Source organism: Erwinia sp. BNK-24-b (assembly GCF_047456155.1).
Taxonomy (GTDB): Bacteria; Pseudomonadota; Gammaproteobacteria; order Enterobacterales; family Enterobacteriaceae; genus Erwinia; species Erwinia phyllosphaerae.
The window spans coordinates 2,397,752-2,419,808 of the sequence record NZ_CP179901.1; the positions used below are offsets into that span (position 1 = coordinate 2,397,752).

Consider the following 22,057-nt stretch of genomic DNA (forward strand, 5'->3'; position numbering starts at 1 on the left):
CGACCACGGTCGGGCACTCTTCTATTTCAGTGACAGCGTCTGGCGCTTTTCTGCCGATTGCAGCCCCAGCTCAATCAGTTCCATTACCTGAATCGCCTCCTGCGCCGTGACCGGGTTTCCGCCGTCGCCATTAATCGCATCGCGAATACCGGCGTAATAGGCCGGATAATTGCCTGGCGTAGTCAGCAGCGTCTCTTCCGCCATCATCTCGCCGTTTGCCAGCGTGACCACGCCGTCGCGCATATCGTAGCCCCACTCTTCCTGCGGCGGACGCGCGCCTGCCTTCAGGCTATCCTCCTGCGGATCCAGACCAAATTTCACATAGCTGCCGCGCGTGCCGTGAACCTGATAGCGCGGCGACTCGGCGGCGACCAGCATACTGGCATGCAGCACGACGCGACGTTTTGGATAGGTCAGCACGGCGTGAAAATAGTCGGTGGTTTGCGCGCCGGGACGCAGTTCCGCCATATCCACGTTAATTGCCACCGGCGAGCCGAATAGCTGTAAAGCCTGATCGATTAAATGTGGCGCTAAATCGTACCAGATACCGCTGCCTGCGCCTTTCTGCTCGCGCCAGCGGTTGCGCACTTCAGGACGGAAGCGATCGAAGTGCGATTCAAAATAGCGGATTTCGCCCAGCGTGCCCTCGTTCAGCAGCGCTTTTAAGGTCAGGAAATCGCTGTCCCAGCGACGGTTGTGGAAGACCGACAGCAGCAGCCCCTTCGCCGTCGCCAGCGCTTCCAGCTCGCGCGCCTGTGACAACGTCACGGTGAACGGCTTGTCTACCACCACGTGTTTGCCCGCGTTTAGGGCGGCTTTCGCCAGTGGAAAATGCGTGTCGTTTGGTGTGGGGATAACAATAAGCTGGATCGAGGGGTCGTCGAACAGCGCCTGCGGATCGGCCACCACGGTAGCAGCAGGCCAGTCGGCGTGTACCTTGCCAGCGTCGCTGCTGGAAATGGCCGTCAGCTCCAGGCCCGGCGTCCCGTTAATCAACGGCGCGTGAAAAGTTTTGCTGGCAAAGCCGTAGCCGACCAGGCCAGTACGAATAGTGTCGTTCATTGCAGCTCCTTTTGTCTTTACCCGATTGATTTAAGACGATCGACCGGGTAAGGACAAGCCGGATTGTGCTGAATGTTAAAAGATAGTTACTGACTGGCGCGCAGCAGATCCCAGCTTTCGCGAGTCACCAGCGTATCGGCATCCAGCGAACGGCGGCGGAAATCACTGGGGCTGACGCCCACGCGCTTGCGGAACACGCGGGAGAAATAGAGCTGATCGTCATAGCCCACAATACGTCCTACGGTCGCGATAGGCTCCTGGGTGGTTTGCAGCAGTAGCCTGGCGCGGATAATGCGCTGGTCTTCACGCCAGCGCAGCAGGTTGATGCCCATCTGCTCGCGAAAAAGATGCGCCAGCCGCGAAGGCGACAAGCAGACGTGGTTCGCCACCTCGTCGATTTTCAGCTCGCCCGCCAGGTTGTTAGTGACGTACTGGCAGGCTTCGATAATGCGCGGATCGCGAATTTGCTGATGCGAGCGCGGATCTTCTTCTACCGCGCGCAGCAGCAGCCTTTCCAGCAGGTTCATCGCCAGCTCCTCGGCAAAACGCTTGCCGGAAGTGTGCGTCTGCTCGATGGTGGTAAACAGCCGCTCAAACTCTCCCCAAAGCCGCTCCGGTAGCCGGAGCCTGCCCACGCCCTGCACTTCGTCCTGCCAGACCAGCCAGCTGCTCCAGTAGGCGCGTGGCCGAAAGTAGATCCAGCGATGGTGCCAGCAGTCGCTCTGCGGTGAACGGCCATAATAGTGTGAGGTTTTTGGCTGAAACAGCAGCAGATCGCCAGGTTCGCATTCAAATGCCGCATCGCCGCTGAAAACCTGGCCGCGCCCGCGAATAGTCAGGTTAATAATGTAGCCTTTCATCCCGCTGGGGCGGTCGATAAAAAAGTCGAGCGGATCGCCAGCGTTGATCGGCGTGAGTCCCGCGACCAGCCAGGCATTAAACGGATAGCCGGGCAGCAGCGGATTGGGCTGCGCAACGGGCGCCAGACGATGATACATAACGCCTCCTCAGGCCGTTTTGGCTTTTTGTTTGTAGCGGTCGAAAATCACCGCCGCTAACAGTATCAGACCACGTACCACATATTGTGAAAACGGCGAGATATTCAGTAAATTCATGGCGTTTTCTACCGTGCCGAGGATCAGGACGCCTGCGACAACATAGGAGATTTTGCCGATGCCGCCCTTCAGCGAAACGCCGCCCAGCACGCAGGCAGAGATAACGATTAGCTCATAGCCCAGCGAGGTCATCGGCTGGCCGCTGGTCATGCGTGAAGCCAGAATAATCCCGGCGGCCGCCGAAACCAGCCCGGAAAGAATAAAGATAATAATGCGCGTGCGCACCACCGGCACGCCAGCCAGCCGCGCCGCTTCTTCGTTACCGCCAATAGCCAGCGTGTTGCGGCCAAAGGTGGTTCTGTTCAGCAAAAAGCCAAAGATGAGCATAGTGCCGATGGTCAGCCAGACCGGCGCAGGCACGCCCAGCCAGTTAGCATAGCCCAGCGCGAAAAAGCGCTCGTCCTCAATGCCCACGGCTTTACCGTCAGAGAAAATATAGGCCAGGCCACGCACGATCTGCATGGTTGCCAGCGTGGTGATCAGCGCATTAATCTTAAGCTTCGCAATCACAAAACCGTTGATAAAACCGCAGGCCACACCGAGCAGCAGCCCGGCCGCGATGCCGATCCACAGGCTTTCGGTCATATTAATAACCACGGCGGTAGTGACGCCCGCGCAGGCAATAACCGAAGCCACGGAGAGATCGAAATCCCCGGAGGCCAGGCAAAACAGCATACCGCAGGCGACCATGCCGGACATCGACATCGCCAGGCCCAGCCCTTTCATATTAATCAGCGTGCCAAAGTTTGGCACAAAGAGAGTACAGCCGATAAACAGCACGGCGAACACCACCAGCATGCCGAAGTTATCCCAGATGCGGCCCAGGTTAACGCGCTTTGCTGGCGGCGGAGCGGAAGAGGTCATAGACATGGTTACTCCTTAGATTAAGCGGCAGCGGTATGCTGAGTGGTTTTTGGCATGGCAAGCCCCAGCGTCAGGGCTTCGGTCGCTTCGTCATGGCTGAGCTCGCCGGCAATGGCACCCTCGCGCATCACCAGGATACGGTCGGCCAGCCCCATGACTTCCGGCAGATCGCTGGAGGCGAACAGCACGGCAATGCCCTTCTCCGCCAGCGCATAGATCAACCGGTAAATTTCATTTTTCGCGCCGACGTCGATGCCGCGCGTCGGCTCATCCAGCAGGATCACCTTCATCTCTTCCGACAGCCAGCGTCCCAGGATTGCCTTCTGCTGGTTACCGCCGGACAGGTTCATAATCAGCTGATCGGCGGAAGGCGTCTTGATATTAAGCGAGCGGATATGGCTGGCGGCGTTGTTACTTTCCCACTGGTTATTAATCAGGCAGCCTGCCGTCAAATTGTTACGACGAGCGCTGATATTGATATTGTCTCGCACGGAATGCACCGGGATGATGCCGTCCGCTTTACGATCTTCCGGGCAAAGCAGTACTCCGGCGCGAATAGCGTCAGAAGGCTCACGGATAGTCAGCGCCTGGCCATCCAGCCGCACGGTGCCGTCGCTGATGCGCGTGGCGCCAAACAGCCCTTTCAGCAGTTCGCTACGTCCCGCCCCAACCAGCCCGAAAAGCCCGACGATTTCACCCGCGCGTACTTCCAGCGAAACAGGCGTACGCACGCCTTTCGCCTGCACGTTATCCAGCTCAAGACGCACTTCACCGGTTTTTCTCGGCGCGTAGCCGTAGATATCGCCAATATCGCGTCCGACCATGGCCGCCACCAGCTGGTCATGGCTGGTTGACGCCACGTCCTGGAAAGTACGCACGTAGCGGCCGTCTTTAAATACGGTGATGGCGTCGCTAAGCGCAAAAATCTCTTCCATACGGTGCGAAACGTACAGCACCACCTTTCCTTCATCCCGCAGCTGGCGAATAACGCGAAACAGATGCTCAATTTCGCGGGCGGAGAGCGAACTGGTCGGTTCGTCAAACGCAATAACTTTGGCATTTCTTGCCAGCGCTTTGGCGATCTCGACCATCTGCCACTGGCCCAGCGACAGCGACTTCAGCGGCGTATCGGGGTTGATATCCATCCCTAAATTTTTCAGCTGGAGACCGGCTTCGTAACGCAGCAATGAACGGTTCACAAAGCCCGCGCGCTGCGGCAGCTGCCCGAGATAGATGTTTTCCGCTATCGACATTTCCGGCACCAGATGCAGTTCCTGGTAGATGATAGCGACGCCCGCGTTCAGCGCGTCGAGCGTATTGTTAAAGTTAACCGGCTGGCCTTTCAGGCGGATTTCGCCGCTGGTTGGCTGATAGCTGCCGCTAAGGATTTTCAGCAGCGTCGATTTTCCCGCGCCGTTTTCGCCCATCAGCGCGTGAATTTGTCCGGCCTCACAGTCGAAACTGATATCCGTCAACGCCTTTACGCCGGGAAAGCTTTTGGCAATGCCGTGAAAGCTCAGATACGGAGATGGCATGGTTGTTACTCCGACAAGGGTTGCGTTGGGGCCGCGCACGGCCCTGCTCTGCTACATCAGGCCTTTTTTAGCCAGCTCGGTTTTAAAGTTGTCGCGGGTGATTAACACCACGTCGGTCACTTCGGTGAACTTCGGCGGCTCGGCGTCTTTGGTTACCCAGTTGTAGAGCATCTGGATACTTTTATAACCGTGCACGTCCGGGCTTGGCAGCAATGAACCATAGAAGCCGGTTGCCTGGCCTTTTGACAGTTCGCTAATCGCATCCACCCCGTTAATGCCAATGCCGATAACGTCCGGCGCTTTAAAGCCCTGGCCTTCAGTCGCACGCACGCCGCCCAGCACGGTGTTATCGTTCATGCCGACAATCAGCCAGTGTTTTACCTGCGGATGCTGAACCAGCAGCGAGTTACCGGCATCAAAAGCGCCGGGAATGTCGTTTGATTTGGTCGGGACTTTATAGATTTGTGCCGCCGGGAAGCCTGCCGCTTTCAGCGCGTCCATCGAGCCGGAGGTACGGCGACGGGCGGTGTCCAGCTCGTCGGCCGTAATCGCCATTACGCCGGTATCTTTCGCTTCCCAGCCGCGCTTTTTCATCTCCTTATAGAGTTCCTGGCCCTGACGCTCGCCGATTTTTGTCGCCGCCATCATCACCAGCGGCACGGTATCCATCGGCTTGCCTTTGGCGGTGACAAACTGATCGTCCACGGCGATAACCTTGAGATCGTAGCTACGTGCTTTAGCAACGATAGCGGAGCCCAGTTTGGGATCGGGCGTGCAGATAACAAAACCTTTCGCGCCGCTGGCCGCCAGACTATCGATAGCGTTCAGGGTTTTTTCGCCGTCGGGAACAGCAATTTTAATTACCTCAAACCCCATTTCTTTGCCCGCTTTATCGGCAAATTTCCATTCGGTCTGGAACCAGGGTTCTTCCGGCTGCTTTACCAGAAACCCCAGTTTCATCGTGTCGGCAATAGCTGAATGTGACATAACGGCGGCGAGGCCTGCGATGGCTAACGCCTGAGTGATTTTGTGCATGAGGCTCTCCGGCTCAGTGCCCGCTTTTTAGCGGTTTAGTGTAAACGGTATCAGTAACGGCTTACGGCTTAGAAACGCCAGTATGTACAGCGCGACAACATCTTATCTGCGCCGGGTAGCGCTAGTTGTATAGCGAAAAAGAGGGAGAAATAGAGAGCGTTATCACACCCTGAGTTATTAGCAGATTGATCCATATATTTAGCAAATTTAACACAAATCAAACATTTGAAGCCGGTCACAAATCGCCAGCTAACGACAGAAAAGTACATATTTGCAGCGGGCATAGCCTAACCCCCTGGCCAGCCGATTTCTTAGGGTAGTCATAACATTGTTGACCGCCTGGAGAGAAAAATGCAGTTGGAAGCCATCACCATAGGTCTGGACTTTGGCAGTGATTCGGTGCGCGCGCTGGCCGTAGAGTGTGCCAGCGGCAAAGAGCTGCAAACCGGCGTGGTTGCCTACCCGCGCTGGCAGGCCGGACATTATTGCCAGAGCCGTCTTAACCAGTTCCGCCACCATCCGCAGGACTATATTGACGCTTTTGAGCAGGCCATTCGTGACGTTGTCACTAAATTAACTCCCGCACAGCGTGCCAGCGTTGTTGGTATCGGCGTCGATTCCACCGGCTCAACACCCGCGCCGATTGATCGTGACGGCAATGTGCTGGCGCTGCGCCCTGAGTTCAGCGAAAACCCCAACGCCATGTTCGTCTTGTGGAAAGATCACACGGCAATAAAAGAAGCGGAGGAGATAACTGCCCTGTGCCACAGCGGAAAATTTGAGGACTATTCGCGCTTTATCGGCGGCATCTACTCTTCTGAATGGTTTTGGGCAAAAATCCTGCACGTCAGCCGTGAAGATCGTGCGGTACGCGAAGCGGCAGTTTCATGGGTAGAACTTTGTGACTGGGTACCGGCTTTGCTTAGCGGCACCACCAAACCTGAAGCCATTCGCCGGGGCCGCTGCGCCGCCGGTCATAAATCACTGTGGCATCCCGCCTGGGGTGGCCTGCCTGGCGCGGAATTTTTCAACGCGCTGGACCCGGTACTGACGGAACATCTTGATACCCCCATGTTCACGGAAACCTGGACGGCCGAGCAGCCCGTTGGCCAGATTACCGCTGACTGGGCGGCACGCCTTGGCCTGCCGACTACCGTCATGATCTCCGGCGGCGAGTTCGACTGTCATATGGGCGCGGTCGGCGCTGGCGCAACGCCTTATACGCTGGTGAAAGTCATCGGCACTTCTACCTGCGACATCCTGATTGCCGACGTCGAACGCGTTGGCGATCGCGCTATTGAAGGGATCTGCGGTCAGGTTAACGGCAGCGTCGTGCCGGACATGATCGGTCTGGAGGCGGGCCAGTCGGCCTTTGGCGATATGTATGCCTGGTTCAGCCGTCTGCTTAGCTGGCCGCTGGTGCAGGCCGCCGCGCAGCAGCCGCATTTGCAGCAGGAGCTGCAAAACGTGCAGAAAAATTTACTTAACGAGCTGACCAAAGCTTGGGCAGCCGATCCGCAGTTAGACCATTTGCCGGTAGTGCTCGACTGGTTTAACGGTCGCCGCACCCCTTTCGCTAACCAGCGCCTCCAGGGTGTGATTACCGATTTAAATCTGGGTACCGATGCGCCGACGCTGTTTGGCGGCTTTATCGCCGCGACCGCCTTTGGCGCACGCGCCATTATGGAATGTTTTGAGCGTCAGTCTATTCCGGTAGAAAACATCCTGACGCTGGGCGGTATTGCCCGTAAGTCCCCGGCCATCATGCAGGTTTGCTGCGACGTGATGAACCGCCCGCTGGATATCGTCACCTCAGATGAATGCTGTGCGCTTGGCGCCGCCATTTTTGCCGCCGTGGCCGCTGGCGTCTATGCCGACGTACCCGCCGCCCAGCAAAAAATGGCCAGCCCGATTGCCGTTACGCTGCAGCCTGACGCCAGCCGCGTCGAGCGCTATCAGCAGCTCTATCAGCGTTACCTTCAATGGTGCGAAGTGGCCGAACCGCAGTTCGCCCCGCGCCAGCTCAACAGTTAAGGAGAAATTATGGCTCAGCTCAACGCGCTCAGCGTCTGGTTTGTTATTGGTACTCAGCATCTGTACGGCGCGGAAACGCTTCGTCAGGTGGAGCAGCACGCACAGCAGGTAGTGGACGGGCTTAACCAGCAAGGCAATCTGCCTTTCCGGCTACAGCTGAAGCCGCTGGTAAAAAGCCCGGACGAGGCGCTGGCGCTCTGCCGCGAGGCCAATTATGCCGAAGAGTGCCTGGGGATTATTACCTGGCTGCACACCTTTTCGCCCGCCAAAATGTGGATTGGCGGCCTGTCGGTGCTGAACAAGCCGCTGTTGCAGTTCCATACCCAGTTTAACGCGGAGATCCCGTGGGACAGCATGGATATGGACTTTATGAACCTGAACCAGACGGCGCACGGCGGCCGGGAGTTCGGCTTTATCGGCGCGCGGATGCGGCTGCCACACAGCGTCATTACCGGCCACTGGCAGGACAAAACCGCGCAAGAGCGCATAGGTAAATGGATGCGCGCCGCCGCCGCTAAACAGGCCAGCGCACAGCTGAAGGTTGCCCGCTTTGGCGATAACATGCGGGAAGTGGCGGTAACGGAAGGTGATAAGGTAGCGGCGCAGATTCAGTTTGGCTACGCCGTCAACGGCTGGGGCGTGGGCGATCTGGTTGAGGTCATTAACGGCATCAGCGATGGCGACGTCAACGCTCTGGTCGATGAATATGAAAGCCTGTACGACTTCACGCCTGCGGCCGCGGTTAACGGCGATAAGCGGCAGAACGTGCTGGATGCGGCCAAAATTGAGCTGGGCCTGAAAAGCTTTTTACAGGCTGAAGGCTGCATGGCGTTTACGACCAACTTCCAGACCCTGCACGGCATGACGCAGCTGCCGGGCCTGGCGGTACAGCGCCTGATGGGCCAGGGCTACGGCTTTGCCGGTGAAGGCGACTGGAAAACCGCCGCGCTGCTGCATATTTTCAAAGTAATGGCGACCGGCTTACCGGGCGGTACCTCTTTTATGGAGGATTACACCTATCACTTCTCGCCAGGTAACGAGCTGGTGCTGGGATCGCACATGCTGGAGGTTTGCCCTTCTATCGCCCGCGAAGCGCGTCCACTGATTGATGTACAGTATCTGGGCATCGGCGGCAAAGCGGATCCGGCACGCATGATTTTCTCTACGCCAGCCGGCCGCGCGGTAAACGCCAGCGTTATCGACATGGGCGACCGCTTCCGCCTGCTGGTCAACGCGGTGGACGCGGTGGAACAGCCGCAGCCGCTGCCTAAACTGCCGGTTGCCCGTGCACTGTGGCGCGCGCAGCCATCGCTGGCTACCGCCTCAGAAGCCTGGATTTTGGGCGGCGGCGCGCACCATACGGTATTCAGCCAGGCCCTGACGGTGGACGATATGCGCCAGTATGGTGAAATGCACGGTATCGAAGTGGTAGTGATTGATGAAGAAACCACGCTGCACGGCTTCAAAGACGCGCTGCGCTGGAACGAGGCTTATTACCGGCTGAATCAGCGTTAGACGCGGGTTCGAACAGACGGAAGCTGCCGCGGTTAACGCGGCGGCTTAGTTTGCTAAAGAAGTTTGAGCCTCATGCTATAACACCGCAGCCATAGAAATCCCCCCATTACGCTTCTTTCTTTCATTCCCGTATTAAAGATACTGACGAGAATGACCTTCTTCTTATTATCTCGGGCAAGTAAAACTGCCGAAGGCAAAGCCGAATATAAAATTTCGCGCTAGCCCAGACGTCTTACCGGTGCGTTCTGCTGGCGATCCCAGATTACCGTAAAGAGTTTTTGCAGCGCGATAAAGGCGAACAGCAGAATGCCGATGGCAATTTTGGTCCACCAGGAGCTGAGCGTGCCGTCAAAGTTGATCCAGGTCTGGATCAGTCCCTGAATCAATACTCCGAACAGCGTACCGAGTACCGTACCCACCCCGCCGGAAAGCAGCGTGCCGCCGATAACGACCGAAGCGATGGCGTCCAGCTCTACGCCCATGCCCGCCAGCGCGTACCCGGCCGAGGTATAGACAGAAAAAACAATACCCGCCAGCGTTGCCAGCGCCGAGGAAAGCATATAGATGCGTATCGTGGTGCTGCGCGTCGAAATGCCCATCAGCCGTGCAGAAGTCGTATTGCCGCCAATAGCATAAACCTGATTGCCAAAGCGGGTACGGTGTGCCAGAACCATGCCCACGATCACCACCAGCAGCATGATGACAGCCAGCAGGCTAAGCCGCCCCCCGCCGGGAATTTTCCAGGCCAGCGAGGAGAGCGTCCCGTAGAGCGGATGGTCGATCGGCACCGAGCTTTCCGACACCAGATAGCTGCTGCCGCGCAGAAAAAACATTCCGGCCAGGGTGATAATAAAAGCCGGTATTTTCAGCGCGTCAATCAGCCAGCCCATCAGCGCGCCGAAGGCCGATCCCATCACCATCACCAGCGCAAAGGCCAGCCAGGGATCGAGATGAAAATCACCGATAGCGCGTGCCAGAAAGACGCCGGTAAAAGCGATCACCGCGCCTACCGACAGGTCGATGCCGCCGGACAGGATCACAAAAGTCATGCCGACGGCGATAATGCCCAGAAAAGCATTATCGGTCAGGATATTGGCGATAACGCGTGTGGAAGCAAAACCGGCATACTGCGTCAGGCAAAACAGATAGCCCGCTGCAAAAACCAGCAGCGTAATGGTTAACGGCAAATGGCGTTTAATCACGGGCGGCCTCGTTTAAAAAGTTGTAGAAAAGCAGGCGACTGGATCAGCAGCACGGCCATGACCACCACGGCTTTGACTACCTGATTCAGCTCTGGCGGAAAGCCGGAAAGCAAAATGCCGGTATTCATCGCCTGAATAATCAGCGCGCCGAGCAGCGACAGCAGCAGATTAAAGCGGCCGCCCATCAGGGAGGCGCCGCCAATAACCACCGCCAGGATGGCATCCAGCTCCAGCCACAGTCCGGCGTTATTGGCATCCGCGCCGCGAATATCCGCCGCCACTATCAGACCGGCCACCGCCGCACACAGTCCGCTAATCAAATAGGTCGTCATCACGACGGCCCAGCCGTTGACGCCAGCATTGCGGGCAGCGCGCAGGTTGATCCCGACCGCTTCGATAAACAGGCCAAGCGCCGTTTTTCGCACCAGCAGCCAGACCAGCAGCACCATCGCCAGCGTCAGCCACACCGGCACCGGCATCAGCGCAAGCGTGCCGCTGCCCAGCGTGGCCAGCGCCGCATTGTCAAAGGTGACAATCTGTCCCTGGGTAATCAGCTGCGCAATGCCGCGCCCCGCCACCATCAGGATCAGCGTTGCCACAAAAGGCTGGATCTTCAGCAGCGCCACCAGCACGCCGTTCCATAAACCACACAGCAGGCCGCTGCCTAAGGTAGCCAGAATGATAGTCGCCAGGCCGTGGCCGGAAACCGCCAGCGTGGCCGCCGTTGCGCCAGCAATCGCCATTACCGCGCCGACCGAAAGATCGATGCCGCCCGTGGCGATAACCAGCGTCATGCCTATTGACAGCAACGCCACCGGCGCCGCGCGGTTAAGAATATCGATGGGGCTACCGAACAATCTGCCGTCCTGTAAATGCACGGCAAAAAAGTTATGGGCCACCAGGCTGTCGACAATCAGCACCAGAACCAGTGCGGCAATCTGCGGCATTCCCGGTAATCTTTTCCGTCCGGCACTCTTTTTCATTAGCTGCGTCTCAAGCATTTGCGCCTCCCGCCGCTATGGCTTTCACCACGGCCGAAACCGAAAGCGATGCCAGCGGAATTTCCGTTATCTGGCGACGGTCGCGCAGGATAATTACCCTGTCCGCGTAGCCAACCAGCTCTTCCAGTTCGGAAGAGATCACCAGCAGCGCCAGGCCATCGGCGCAGAGCGTTTCAATCAGGCGAATAATTTCGGCATGCGCGCCCACGTCAATGCCGCGGGTTGGCTCGTCGAGGATCAAAAACTGCGGTTTGGTCACCAGCCAGCGCGACAGCAGCACCTTCTGCTGATTGCCGCCGGAAAGCAGTTCAACCGGCTGCCCGGCGTGCGGCGTGCGGATGCCTAAGCTTTTGATATAGCGGTCGGCTATCTGCTGCTGCTCTCGTTTGCTAATCGGCCTCAGCCAGCCGCGCTGCGCCTGAAGCGCCAGAATAATATTTTCCTGTACGGAGGCCGCGCCGATAATGCCGTCGGTTTTACGATCCTCCGGGCAAAAGCCCATACCGGCGCGCGAAGCCTGCGCGGGCGTGCGGATGGCGCGTTTTTTTCCGCGAATAAAAGCGCTGCCGCTGTCGGCGCTCTTAATGCCAAACAGCAGTTCTGCGGTTTCCGTACGGCCAGACCCCAGTAAACCGGCCAGGCCCACGGCTTCCCCCGGACGAACGCTAAGGCTGAAAGGCTCTATCGTCCCTTTTCTGCCGTAGTCTTTGAATTCCACCACCGGCTGGTCACTTTTTAAAGTGCTGCCCGCACGCTGTAGCGCTGTCTCCAGCAGTTCACGTCCCAGCATCAGCTTAATCAGTTCAATTTGCGGCAGATCGTGGGTTTCACGCGTGGCGATAAACTGGCCGTTGCGTAATACGGTAATGCGGTCGCTGATTTTATAAACCTGATCCAGAAAGTGGGTGACAAAAATCAGCCCCATGCCGCGCGCTTTAAGCTGACGCATCAGCGTAAACAGCATTTCTACCTCGCTGGCGTCCAGACTGGCGGTTGGCTCATCCAGGATCAGGATTTGCGCCGACAGGTCGACCGCGCGGCAGATAGCGATAATCTGCTGCATGGCGACCGAATAGTGGCCAAGCGGCCGCGTCACGTCCAGCTCAAAGCCGTAATTGCGCAACAGCTCACGGGCATTTTTAACGAGCGTACGGCGATCGATCATCCCCAGCCGTCGCGGTTCCCGGCCGATAAACAGGTTATCCGCCACCGACATATTGGGCAGTAAGTTCACTTCCTGATAAACGGTGCCGATACCGGCGCGCTGGGCTTCAGCCGTGCTGTGCGGATCGATAGCCTTACCGGCCAGCGAAAGCGTCCCGGCATCGCGTCGGTAAACGCCGGTCAGTACTTTAATTAGCGTTGATTTTCCCGCGCCGTTTTCGCCCAGCAGCGCCATGATTTCGCCGCTTTGCACAGAAAGCGAAACGTTATCAAGCGCCTTAACGCCGGGAAAGCTTTTACTTAAACCGCTGATGCTGAGCAGCGGCGCAGAGAGAGAAGAGATGGTCATGTTGCGGCCTCGCCGAAGAGAAACCGCCCGGCCAGCGGGCGGCAGATGATCAGTAGCCCATGCCCTTTTTCTTATCCAGCTGCGCCTGCGCGTCGGCCGGAAGGAAAAGTCTCGATTCGGTTTTAATGATTTTTGGCGGCATGGTGCCGTCTTTGCGGAATTTATCCAGCGCGTCAAAGGCCGGGCCGGCCATATCTGGCGTCAGCTCAACGTTGGCATTGGCTTCACCGGCCAGCATGGCTTTATAAATATCCGGTACGCCGTCGATAGAGCCGGTAAGAATATCTTTACCCGGTTTTAATCCGGCTTCTTTAATAGCCTGAATCGCGCCGATGGCCATATCGTCATTATGGGCATAAACCATGCAGATATTTTTGCCGTTATTTTCCGCCTTGATAAAGCTTTCCATCACCTCTTTACCTTTGCTGCGGGTAAAATCGCCTGACTGTGAGCGGACAATTTTAATACCGGGCGCATTACTGATAGCTTCGGCAAAACCTTTTTTACGATCTATTGCTACGCTGGCACCCACGGTTCCCTGCAGCTCTACGACGTTACAGGGTTTGCCCGCGCGCTCTTTCACCAGCCAGTCGCCTATCAGCTTGCCTTCCAGCACGTTATCCGCCGTCACCACGGACATATAGAGCGATTTATCTTTGACCACGATGGCGCGGTCCAGCAAAAAGACCGGGATCTTTGCTTCCTTCGCCTCTTCCAGCACCGGCTCCCACCCTGTCTGCACTACTGGCGCAATAAAAATAGCGTCGACCCCCTGAGCAATAAAGGATCGTACAGCTTTAATCTGGTTTTCCTGTTTTTGCTGGCCGTCGGCGATCTTCAACGTAATACCGCGCTTTTGCGCCTCGCTTTTCGCCATGCTGGTTTCCGCCGCGCGCCAGCCCGATTCTGAACCTACCTGAGAAAAGCCCACCGTCAGGCTTTCCGCCAGGGCGGTGCCGCTCAGCGTTGCGCCGATAAGCGTGGTTAAAAGTAAACGTTTCCACATAATGTCTGTTCCTCTGACGGGCGTTATTAACCGGAGTGTGTTTCCGGCTAATCGTGGCTCAGCCGCAAAAAAACATTTTCGACAATGCTCACAAAACTTAGCAAATAAAGGCGCTTATAAAATTCTCATTGCGCGAAGCGTTTGAAGAATATGGATAAAACCTCTGCGGCCGCTGGCCCTTCTTGTTAAATAAATGTAATAAACATAAGCGCTTATCGCTCGGCAATATGAAAGCGATTACAAGCAATGGGTGACTATCTGTCACGGCGGATAAGCGGGGACGGCAGAAAGCAAAATGCTAATTTGTGAGCCGGAACACATTAAATGCAACCAACAATTAACATTGCTTCCATTCGATAACAATTGACGGGTAAATGATATTTAAAGTCGACAAAAGCGGGTATGAAAATACGGAAATACCTTACTCTTTATTCTGAATTTACTGCTATTTTGCATTTTCTACTATAGACAGCATGCCGCCTGGTCATATACTAAAACCTCGTAATTCTTACATAATGGCAACCATGACAGTTCAAGATTATCTGTTGAAATTTCGCAAAGTGAGTTCTCTGGATACGCTGGAGAAACTTTTTGACCATCTCAATTATTCCCTGACGGACAGTAAAGAGATTATGGATATGTATCGCGCCGCCGACCATCGCCGTGCTGAACTGGCATCCGGTGGCCGTCTGTTCGATCTTGGCTGCGTGCCAAAATCCGTCTGGCATTATGTGGTTTAAATTTTTCTCTCCTGACTCTGCTCCAGACAAACCGGTTTTCTGCAACGCCGGGCCGTTCCCTGGCCCTCACGCTTAAAAATCCGCGGTATTTTTTTATTCAGGCGGGCTGCCTGCTGTTGCGGCTCGCCTGGCCGACGTCCCGCCACCCGTTTCGGTTTTCTGCCTGAACCTTCAGTGACTTCTCAATTCATTACCTATCGACAAAACAAAACCTGATGCATGGGATGACCGCTGCACGGCGCTGCTTCCTCGCTTTTAAGGTTTAAAAGTAAACAAAGATTTAATCCCCTGTGCGGTCACTGCCCCGTCAGGGCGCGCTGATGTTGTCCTCAGGCCGCGAATGACCGATAATAAGCGGCTTCTCTTTTTTTCAGGCGTAGACATGACCAACTATCTGCTTCTTTTTATCGGTACAGTGCTGGTGAATAACTTCGTTCTGGTGAAGTTTCTCGGCCTCTGTCCCTTTATGGGCGTTTCCAAAAAACTGGAAACGGCGATTGGCATGGGACTCGCCACCACGTTTGTGATCACCCTGGCCTCGATCTGCGCATGGCTGGTGAATCACCTGATCCTGCTGCCGCTCGACCTGGTTTACCTGCGTACGATGGCCTATATCCTGGTGATTGCTGTTGTCGTGCAGTTCACCGAGATGGTGGTACGTAAAACCAGCCCGGATCTCTATCGCCTGCTGGGAATTTTCCTGCCGCTGATCACCACCAACTGCGCCGTGCTAGGCGTGCCGCTGCTGAGCGTCAACCTGAACCATACCTTTTTGCAGGCCGCGCTTTACGGCTTCAGCGCTTCACTGGGCTTTTCACTGGTGATGGTGCTGTTTGCCGGTATCCGCGAACGGCTGGTGCTGGCCGACGTGCCCGCACCGTTTAAAGGCTCCTCTATCGCGCTGGTAACCGCCGGGCTAATGGCGCTGGCGTTTATGGGCTTTAGCGGTCTGGTGAAATTCTGATGAGCGCCGTCTGGATTGCTATTGCCGTATTAAGCGTGCTGGGCCTGATTTTTGGTGGCCTGCTTGGCTACGCCTCGCGCCGTTTTAAGGTAGAAGAAGACCCCATTGTCGAGCAGATCGACGCCATTTTACCGCAGAGCCAGTGCGGCCAGTGCGGCTATCCGGGCTGCCGTCCCTATGCCGACGCGGTAGGCAACAACGGCGAGCAAATCAACAAGTGCGCGCCGGGTGGCGAACAGACCATGCTGAAGCTGGCCGCGCTGCTGAACGTTGAGCCACAGCCGCTGGGCGACGAAGCCGCGCGCGAGCCGGAGCGCAAGGTCGCCTGGATCGACGAAGAAAACTGTATTGGCTGCACCAAGTGCATCCAGGCCTGTCCTGTGGACGCTATCGTTGGCGCGACCCGCGCTATGCATACCGTGTTAAGCGACGTTTGCACAGGCTGCGATCTGTGCGTTGCGCCCTGCCCGACCGACTGCATTGAGATGCGTCCCGTTGCCGTCACCACGGCCAACTGGAAGTGGGATCTACAGGCCATCCCGGTCAAAGTCATTTCTGTGGAAAGCCATGCGTAATCTGTTCAAGCTGTTTAAAAAAGAGAAGCTGTGGGATTTTCAGGGCGGTATCCATCCGCCTGAGATGAAAACCCAGTCTAACGGCGTGCCGCTGCGCCAGCTGCCGCTGCCTGCCCGGTTTATTATTCCGCTTAAGCAGCATATTGGCCATGAAGGTGAAATCCTGGTTAAGCCGGGCGATAAAGTGCTGCGCGGTCAGCCGCTGACCTTTGGTCGTGGCCGGATGCTACCGGTGCATGCGCCTTCTTCCGGTACCGTTGAAGACATTGCGCCACACATGACGGCGCATCCTTCCGCCCTGTCGGAGATGTGTATTTTTATCTCGCCCGATGGTGAAGATCGCTGGATTGAGAAAAGCCCGCAGGCCGACTACCGCAGTCTTCCTCGTGCGGAAATCGTAGAACGCATTCATCAGGCTGGCGTAGCGGGTCTGGGCGGTGCGGGTTTCCCTACCGCCACCAAACTGAAAGGCGGCCTGCGCGGCGTCAAGACTTTGATTATTAACGCGGCGGAATGTGAACCCTACATCACCGCCGACGATCGCCTGATGCAGGACTGTGCAGAAGAAGTGCTTGAAGGCAGCCGCATCCTTGGCTGGGTTTTGCAGTCCGAGCGCGTATTGATTGGCATTGAAGATAACAAGCCAGAAGCGATCGCCGCGCTGAAGAAAGCATTGGGCAGCGCGCAGGATCTGCAGATTCGCGTGATCCCCACTAAATATCCTTCCGGGGGCGCAAAGCAGCTGACGCAAATCCTTACCGGCCTGGAAGTGCCGCACGGCGGGCGTTCAACGGATATTGGCGTTCTGATGCAGAACGTCGGTACCGCTTACGCCGTAAAGCGCGCCATTATTGATGGCGAGCCGCTTACCGAGCGTGTGGTTACGCTGACCGGCGAGTCCGTGAAAAAGCCCGGCAACGTCTGGGGACGTATCGGCACGCCAATCAGTCACCTGCTGCGCCAGGCCGAGTTTACGCCAGCACAGGGACAGATGGTGGTGATGGGCGGCCCGCTGATGGGCTTTACGCTGCCCACGCTGGATGTCCCGGTGGTGAAAATTACCAACTGCATTCTGGCCCCTTCCGCCAGCGAAATGGGCAATAGCGAAGAAGAGAAATCCTGTATTCGCTGTAGCGCCTGCGCCGATGCCTGCCCGGCCGCACTGCTGCCGCAGCAGCTTTACTGGTATAGCCGCGGCGGCGATCACGATAAGGCGCGCGAGCACAATATCAACGATTGTATTGAGTGCGGTGCCTGTGCTTACGTCTGCCCAAGCAATATTCCGCTGGTACAGTATTACCGGCAGGAAAAAGCGGAGATCCGCGCTATTGACCTGGAAGCGGAGCGTACTGCTCAGGCAAAAGCGCGTTTTGAGGCGCGCCAGGCTCGTCTTGAGCGTGAGAAGCAGGCGCGCGAAGCGCGTCACCAGCAGGCGAAACGCACTGTTGGCCAGCGCGACCAGGGCGAAATTGACGCCGCGCTGGAGCGGGTAAAAGCGAAGCAGACAGCCAGTCCGGCGGCTGACGCTCAGGAAGCCGACAGCGCCGCAGCGGTTGCGCAACGTGAAGCGCGCCACGCGCTGGCCCGAGCGCATCAGGCAGAGACGCAGTCTGAAACCGAACCCGCTACGCGTCAGGCGGAAGATCCGCGCAAAGCGGCTGTGGAAGCCGCCATCGCGCGGGCTAAGGCGAAGAAGGCCGCTGCGCCAGTGGAAGCAGCAGCCGAAGCACAGGCGGCGACACCAGACGCACCGGCCAGCGCGCCTGCTGACCCGCGTAAAGCGGCTGTCGAAGCCGCCATTGCGCGAGCTAAGGCGAAGAAAGCGGCAGCGGCAAACGCTGCGCCAGCTGCGGCCGAAGCGGAAGCGCCAGCCGAAGCACAGGCGGCGGCACCAGACGCATCGGCCAGCGCGTCTGCTGACCCGCGTAAAGCGGCTGTCGAAGCGGCTATCGCGCGGGCTAAGGCGAAGAAAGCGGCGGCGGCAAATGCAGCGCCAGCGGCGACCGAAGCGGAAGCAGCAGCTGAAGCACAGGCGGCGGCACCAGACGCATCGGCCAGCGCGCCTGCTGACCCGCGTAAAGCGGCTGTCGAAGCCGCCATTGCGCGAGCCAAGGCGAAGAAAGCGGCAGCAGCAGCGGCAAACGCTGCGCCAGCGGCGACCGAAGCGGAAGCGCCAGCCGAAGCACAGGCGGCAACACCAGACGCATCGGCCAGCGCGCCTGTCGACCCGCGTAAAGCAGCTGTCGAAGCCGCCATTGCACGGGCTAAGGCGAAGAAAGCGGCGGCGGCGGCAAACGCTGCGCCAGCGGCGACCGAAGCGGAAGCAGCAGCTGAAGCACAGGCGGCGGCACCAGACGCATCGGCCAGCGCGCCTGCTGACCCGCGTAAAGCAGCTGTCGAAGCGGCTATCGCGCGAGCCAAGGCGAAGAAAGCGGCAGCAGCAGCGGCAAACGCTGCGCCAGCGGCGACCGAAGCGGAAGCAGCAGCCGAAGTGAAGGCGGCGGCACCAGCCGCACCGGCCAGCGCGCCTGCTGACCCGCGTAAAGCGGCTGTCGAAGCCGCCATCGCGCGGGCTAAGGCGAAGAAAGCGGCAGCAGCAGCGGCAAATGTTGCGCCAGCTGCGGCCGAAGCGGAAGCGCCAGCCGAAGAACAGGCGACGGCATCAGCCGAAGCACAAGCGGCGACAGCAGCCGAAACGGCCAGCCCGGAACATATACCTTCGTCAGAGCATGACGATCCCCGCAAAGCGGCAGTGGCGGCGGCCATCGCTCGCGTTAAAGCGCGCAAGGCGCAGCATTCTACGCAAGAGGATTAAATGGCTTTTCGCATCGCTAGTTCGCCCTACACTCATAACCGCCGCAGCACCAGCACCATCATGCTGCTGGTGCTGGTCGCGGCCATTCCGGGGCTGGCCGCCCAGTGTTACTTTTTTGGCTGGGGCACGCTGATTCAGGTTGCTATTGCCGCCGTCGCGGGCCTCGCTTCCGAAGCGGCCATCCTGAAGCTGCGTAATCTGCCGCTGGGTAAAACGCTGGGCGACAATTCCGCTCTGCTGACCGCGCTGCTGCTGGGTATCAGTATTCCGCCGCTGGCCCCCTGGTGGGTTATCGTTGTCGGTACCGTGTTTGCCGTCGTCATCTCTAAACAGCTTTACGGCGGCCTTGGGCAGAATCCGTTTAATCCGGCCATGGTTGGCTATGTAGTACTGCTGATCTCTTTCCCCGTACAGATGACCAGCTGGCTGCCGCCTGATTCGCTTCAGTCCATCACGCCCAACTTTTTTGACTCGCTGAACATGATCTTCCATGGCATAACGCTCGACGGTCACAGCATGCAGCAGCTGCAAACCGGCATTGATGGCGTCAGCCAGGCCACGCCGCTGGATACCTTTAAAACCGGGCTGCGCGCCGGACACAGCGCGCAGCAGCTGCTGGCCCAGCCAGTCTACAGCGGCGTCATTGCCGGACTGGGCTGGCAGTGGGTCAACGTTGGCTATCTGCTCGGCGGCCTGTTTTTACTGTTTACCCGCAGCATCCGCTGGCATATTCCGGTCAGCATGCTGGCAGCGCTGGCGCTCTTTGCCACCGTGGGCTGGTTCTTTTCACCAGAAAGCCTGGTTTCGCCTGCTATCCATCTGTTTTCCGGCGCAACCATGCTGGGAGCCTTCTTTATCGCGACCGATCCAGTAACGGCCTCTACTACCAATAAAGGCCGCCTGCTTTATGGCGCGCTGATTGGCCTGCTGGTGTGGCTGATCCGCAGCTTTGGCGGCTATCCGGACGGCGTGGCTTTTGCGGTGCTGCTGGCCAATATCACCGTGCCGCTGATCGATTACTACACGCAGCCGCGCGTTTACGGCCATCGTAAGGAGAAGTGATGCTGGATGCGATTCGTAAAAACGGCGTAACGCTGGCGGTGTTTGCTGCCGTGACCACCGGTTTGACGGCGGTCATTAATACCGTTACCAAACCGACTATTGAACATCAAACGGCGGTACAGCAAAAAGTCCTGTTAGATCAGGTTGTGCCGCCAGAGCTGTATAATAATCACATTCAGCAAGAGTGCTACCTGGTGACCAGTCCGGCGTTAGGTAGCGGCGTTCACCACCTTTATCTGGCGCGTAAAGATGATAAGCCAGTGGCGGCAGCGGTTGAGACAACCGCGCCCGACGGCTATTCTGGTGCTATCCAGATGATTGTCGGCGCGGATTTTAGCGGCAAAGTGCTGGGCGTACGCGTGGTTGAACACCATGAAACGCCGGGCCTCGGCGATAAAATTGAGCTGCGTATTTCTGACTGGATTGAAAGCTTCAGCGGCGTAAAGCTGCATGGTAAAGATGATCCGCACTTTGCGGTAAAAAAAGACGGCGGCGATTTCGATCAGTTTACGGGGGCGACCATCACCCCGCGCGCGGTAGTCAACGCTGCAAAACGCGCTACGCTGTTTGCTGAAACCTTGCCGGCGCAGCTCGCCTCGCTGCCAACCTGTGGAGACTCCAATGAGTGAAGCAAAAACCCTGCTAATCGGCGGGCTATGGAAAAATAACTCGGCGCTGGTACAGCTGCTGGGCCTTTGTCCGCTGCTGGCGGTGACCTCGACCGCCACCAACGCGCTGGGCCTGGGCCTGGCGACCACCATGGTGTTGACCTGCACCAACAGCGCCATTTCCGCCTCGCGCCGCTGGGTGCCGGCCGATATCCGTATTCCGATTTACGTGATGATTATCGCTGCCGTGGTGAGCTGTGTGCAGATGCTGATCAACGCCTATGCTTACGGGCTGTACCAGTCGTTAGGCATCTTCATCCCGCTGATTGTGACCAACTGCATCGTGGTAGGCCGCGCCGAGGCGGTAGCCTCGCGCAGCAGCGTGCCTTTGTCCGCGCTGGACGGCCTGGCTATTGGCCTTGGCGCCACCAGCGTGATGGTAGTGCTGGGATCGCTGCGTGAAATCATCGGCAACGGCACCATCTTCAACGGTGCCGATCAGCTGCTTGGCCCGTGGGCAAAAGTGCTGCGTATCCAGGTGGTGCATTTTGATTCACCAATGCTGTTGGCTATGCTGCCGCCGGGCGCGTTTATCGGTCTGGGCATGCTGCTGGCCGCCAAATATATGATCGATAAGAAAATGAAGTCGCGTGCGGCTTCTAAAGCAGCTCAGGAAAGCCTGCCGAAGGGAGAACCGAGTACGCTGTGAACAAGGAAAAGCGCCACGAAATTTTAGTCCGGCTGCGCGATAACAATCCGCATCCCACCACGGAACTGGTCTATACCTCACCTTTTGAACTGCTGATCTCCGTGCTGCTTTCCGCGCAGGCCACGGACGTCAGCGTCAATAAGGCGACGGCAAAGCTCTATCCGGTCGCCAACACGCCCGCCGCTATTTTGCAGCTGGGCGTGGACGGCGTGAAGGAGTACATCAAAACCATCGGCCTGTTTAACAGCAAGGCGGAAAACGTTATCAAAACCTGCCGTATTCTGCTGGAGCAGCACGGCGGCGAGGTGCCGGAAGATCGCGCCGCGCTGGAAGCGCTGCCTGGCGTAGGCCGCAAAACGGCTAATGTGGTGCTGAATACGGCGTTTGGCTGGCCGACTATCGCCGTCGATACCCATATTTTCCGCGTCTGTAATCGGACGAATTTTGCGCCCGGTAAGAATGTCGAGCAGGTTGAAGAGAAGCTCCTGAAAGTGGTGCCGAAAGAGTTCAAGGTCGATTGCCACCACTGGTTTATTCTGCATGGCCGCTACACCTGTATCGCCCGCAAGCCGCGCTGCGGCTCCTGCCTGATTGAAGATCTGTGCGAGTATCGCGAAAAAACGGATTAGGCTGCGCAACGGCTGCCCCGTTTTTTCAGCCATCGGAGATTGCCAATTTCGCTAAAGCGGTTTAGCTTACCGT

At 57.5% G+C, this 22,057-nt stretch carries 19 protein-coding genes; 10 read left to right on the plus strand and 9 right to left on the minus strand.

Annotation, left to right across the window (positions count from 1 at the left end; all coding sequences use genetic code 11):
- Window positions 1-21: 21 nt before the first annotated feature.
- The 5 genes from ACMGGR_RS10705 to ACMGGR_RS10725 form a co-directional block, all read right to left on the minus strand.
- Complete coding sequence (locus tag ACMGGR_RS10705) at window positions 22-1,062, minus strand: oxidoreductase (RefSeq protein ID WP_414148884.1); 1,041 nt, start codon at window positions 1,060-1,062, stop codon at window positions 22-24.
- Window positions 1,063-1,148: 86 nt separating this feature from the next.
- On the minus strand, window positions 1,149-2,060 hold the full coding sequence (araC, locus tag ACMGGR_RS10710; RefSeq protein ID WP_246759246.1) for an arabinose operon transcriptional regulator AraC: 912 nt from the start codon (window positions 2,058-2,060) through the stop codon (window positions 1,149-1,151).
- Window positions 2,061-2,069: 9 nt separating this feature from the next.
- Entirely contained in the window at window positions 2,070-3,047 is a 978-nt protein-coding gene (araH, locus tag ACMGGR_RS10715; RefSeq protein WP_246759245.1) for an L-arabinose ABC transporter permease AraH, read from the minus strand.
- A 14-nt stretch (window positions 3,048-3,061) separates the two neighbouring features.
- On the minus strand, window positions 3,062-4,576 hold the full coding sequence (gene araG, locus ACMGGR_RS10720) for an L-arabinose ABC transporter ATP-binding protein AraG (protein WP_414148885.1): 1,515 nt from the start codon (window positions 4,574-4,576) through the stop codon (window positions 3,062-3,064).
- Between the two features lie 51 nt (window positions 4,577-4,627).
- The gene (locus ACMGGR_RS10725) at window positions 4,628-5,611 is read right to left on the minus strand and encodes an arabinose ABC transporter substrate-binding protein (protein WP_414148886.1); all 984 of its coding nucleotides are present in this window, start codon (window positions 5,609-5,611) and stop codon (window positions 4,628-4,630) included.
- Window positions 5,612-5,962: 351 nt separating this feature from the next.
- On the opposite strand from ACMGGR_RS10725, the gene ACMGGR_RS10730 reads away from it, so the two are divergent.
- A complete protein-coding gene (locus tag ACMGGR_RS10730) occupies window positions 5,963-7,645 on the plus strand; it encodes a ribulokinase (protein ID WP_246759241.1) in 1,683 nt (560 codons plus the stop codon).
- 9 nt (window positions 7,646-7,654) lie between these two features.
- Complete coding sequence (araA, locus tag ACMGGR_RS10735) at window positions 7,655-9,160, plus strand: L-arabinose isomerase (RefSeq protein WP_246759240.1); 1,506 nt, start codon at window positions 7,655-7,657, stop codon at window positions 9,158-9,160.
- Window positions 9,161-9,378: 218 nt separating this feature from the next.
- On the opposite strand, the gene yjfF is transcribed toward araA, so the two are convergent.
- From yjfF to ytfQ, 4 genes are read right to left on the minus strand one after another with little or no spacing between them, the layout of a single operon-like run.
- Window positions 9,379-10,362: a galactofuranose ABC transporter, permease protein YjfF gene (gene yjfF / locus ACMGGR_RS10740; protein ID WP_246759239.1), complete on the minus strand. Its 984-nt coding sequence runs from the start codon at window positions 10,360-10,362 to the stop codon at window positions 9,379-9,381.
- Window positions 10,359-11,363, minus strand: a complete 1,005-nt coding sequence (gene ytfT / locus ACMGGR_RS10745; protein ID WP_246759238.1) for a galactofuranose ABC transporter, ATP-binding protein YtfT — start codon at window positions 11,361-11,363, stop codon at window positions 10,359-10,361. Before ytfT ends, yjfF begins: the two co-directional genes overlap by 4 nt.
- A complete protein-coding gene (locus ACMGGR_RS10750; RefSeq protein WP_246759237.1) occupies window positions 11,356-12,876 on the minus strand; it encodes a sugar ABC transporter ATP-binding protein in 1,521 nt (506 codons plus the stop codon). Before ACMGGR_RS10750 ends, ytfT begins: the two co-directional genes overlap by 8 nt.
- A 49-nt stretch (window positions 12,877-12,925) precedes the next feature.
- A complete protein-coding gene (gene ytfQ, locus ACMGGR_RS10755; protein WP_246759236.1) occupies window positions 12,926-13,882 on the minus strand; it encodes a galactofuranose ABC transporter, galactofuranose-binding protein YtfQ in 957 nt (318 codons plus the stop codon).
- A gap of 524 nt (window positions 13,883-14,406) precedes the next feature.
- On the opposite strand from ytfQ, the gene ydgT reads away from it, so the two are divergent.
- The 8 genes from ydgT to nth all read left to right on the plus strand — a co-directional run bounded on the left by ydgT (window position 14,407) and on the right by nth (window position 21,984).
- Entirely contained in the window at window positions 14,407-14,622 is a 216-nt protein-coding gene (gene ydgT / locus ACMGGR_RS10760; protein WP_246759234.1) for a transcription modulator YdgT, read from the plus strand.
- A gap of 382 nt (window positions 14,623-15,004) precedes the next feature.
- Window positions 15,005-15,586, plus strand: coding sequence for an electron transport complex subunit RsxA (rsxA, locus tag ACMGGR_RS10765; RefSeq protein ID WP_246759233.1), 582 nt, complete (start codon window positions 15,005-15,007; stop codon window positions 15,584-15,586).
- Window positions 15,586-16,161, plus strand: a complete 576-nt coding sequence (gene rsxB, locus ACMGGR_RS10770) for an electron transport complex subunit RsxB (RefSeq protein ID WP_246759232.1) — start codon at window positions 15,586-15,588, stop codon at window positions 16,159-16,161. Before rsxA ends, rsxB begins: the two co-directional genes overlap by 1 nt.
- Window positions 16,154-18,976: an electron transport complex subunit RsxC gene (rsxC, locus tag ACMGGR_RS10775; RefSeq protein WP_414146822.1), complete on the plus strand. Its 2,823-nt coding sequence runs from the start codon at window positions 16,154-16,156 to the stop codon at window positions 18,974-18,976. The genes rsxB and rsxC overlap by 8 nt, the downstream gene beginning before the upstream one ends.
- Window positions 18,977-20,038 (plus strand): electron transport complex subunit RsxD, encoded by a 1,062-nt coding sequence (rsxD, locus tag ACMGGR_RS10780; protein WP_246759229.1) that lies wholly within the window; start codon window positions 18,977-18,979, stop codon window positions 20,036-20,038. It begins immediately after the preceding gene.
- Entirely contained in the window at window positions 20,038-20,667 is a 630-nt protein-coding gene (gene rsxG, locus ACMGGR_RS10785; protein ID WP_246759228.1) for an electron transport complex subunit RsxG, read from the plus strand. The genes rsxD and rsxG overlap by 1 nt, the downstream gene beginning before the upstream one ends.
- The gene (locus tag ACMGGR_RS10790) at window positions 20,660-21,355 is read left to right on the plus strand and encodes an electron transport complex subunit E (protein ID WP_414146823.1); all 696 of its coding nucleotides are present in this window, start codon (window positions 20,660-20,662) and stop codon (window positions 21,353-21,355) included. The genes rsxG and ACMGGR_RS10790 overlap by 8 nt, the downstream gene beginning before the upstream one ends.
- Window positions 21,352-21,984, plus strand: coding sequence for an endonuclease III (gene nth / locus ACMGGR_RS10795; RefSeq protein ID WP_246759226.1), 633 nt, complete (start codon window positions 21,352-21,354; stop codon window positions 21,982-21,984). Before ACMGGR_RS10790 ends, nth begins: the two co-directional genes overlap by 4 nt.
- Window positions 21,985-22,057: the final 73 nt, after the last annotated feature.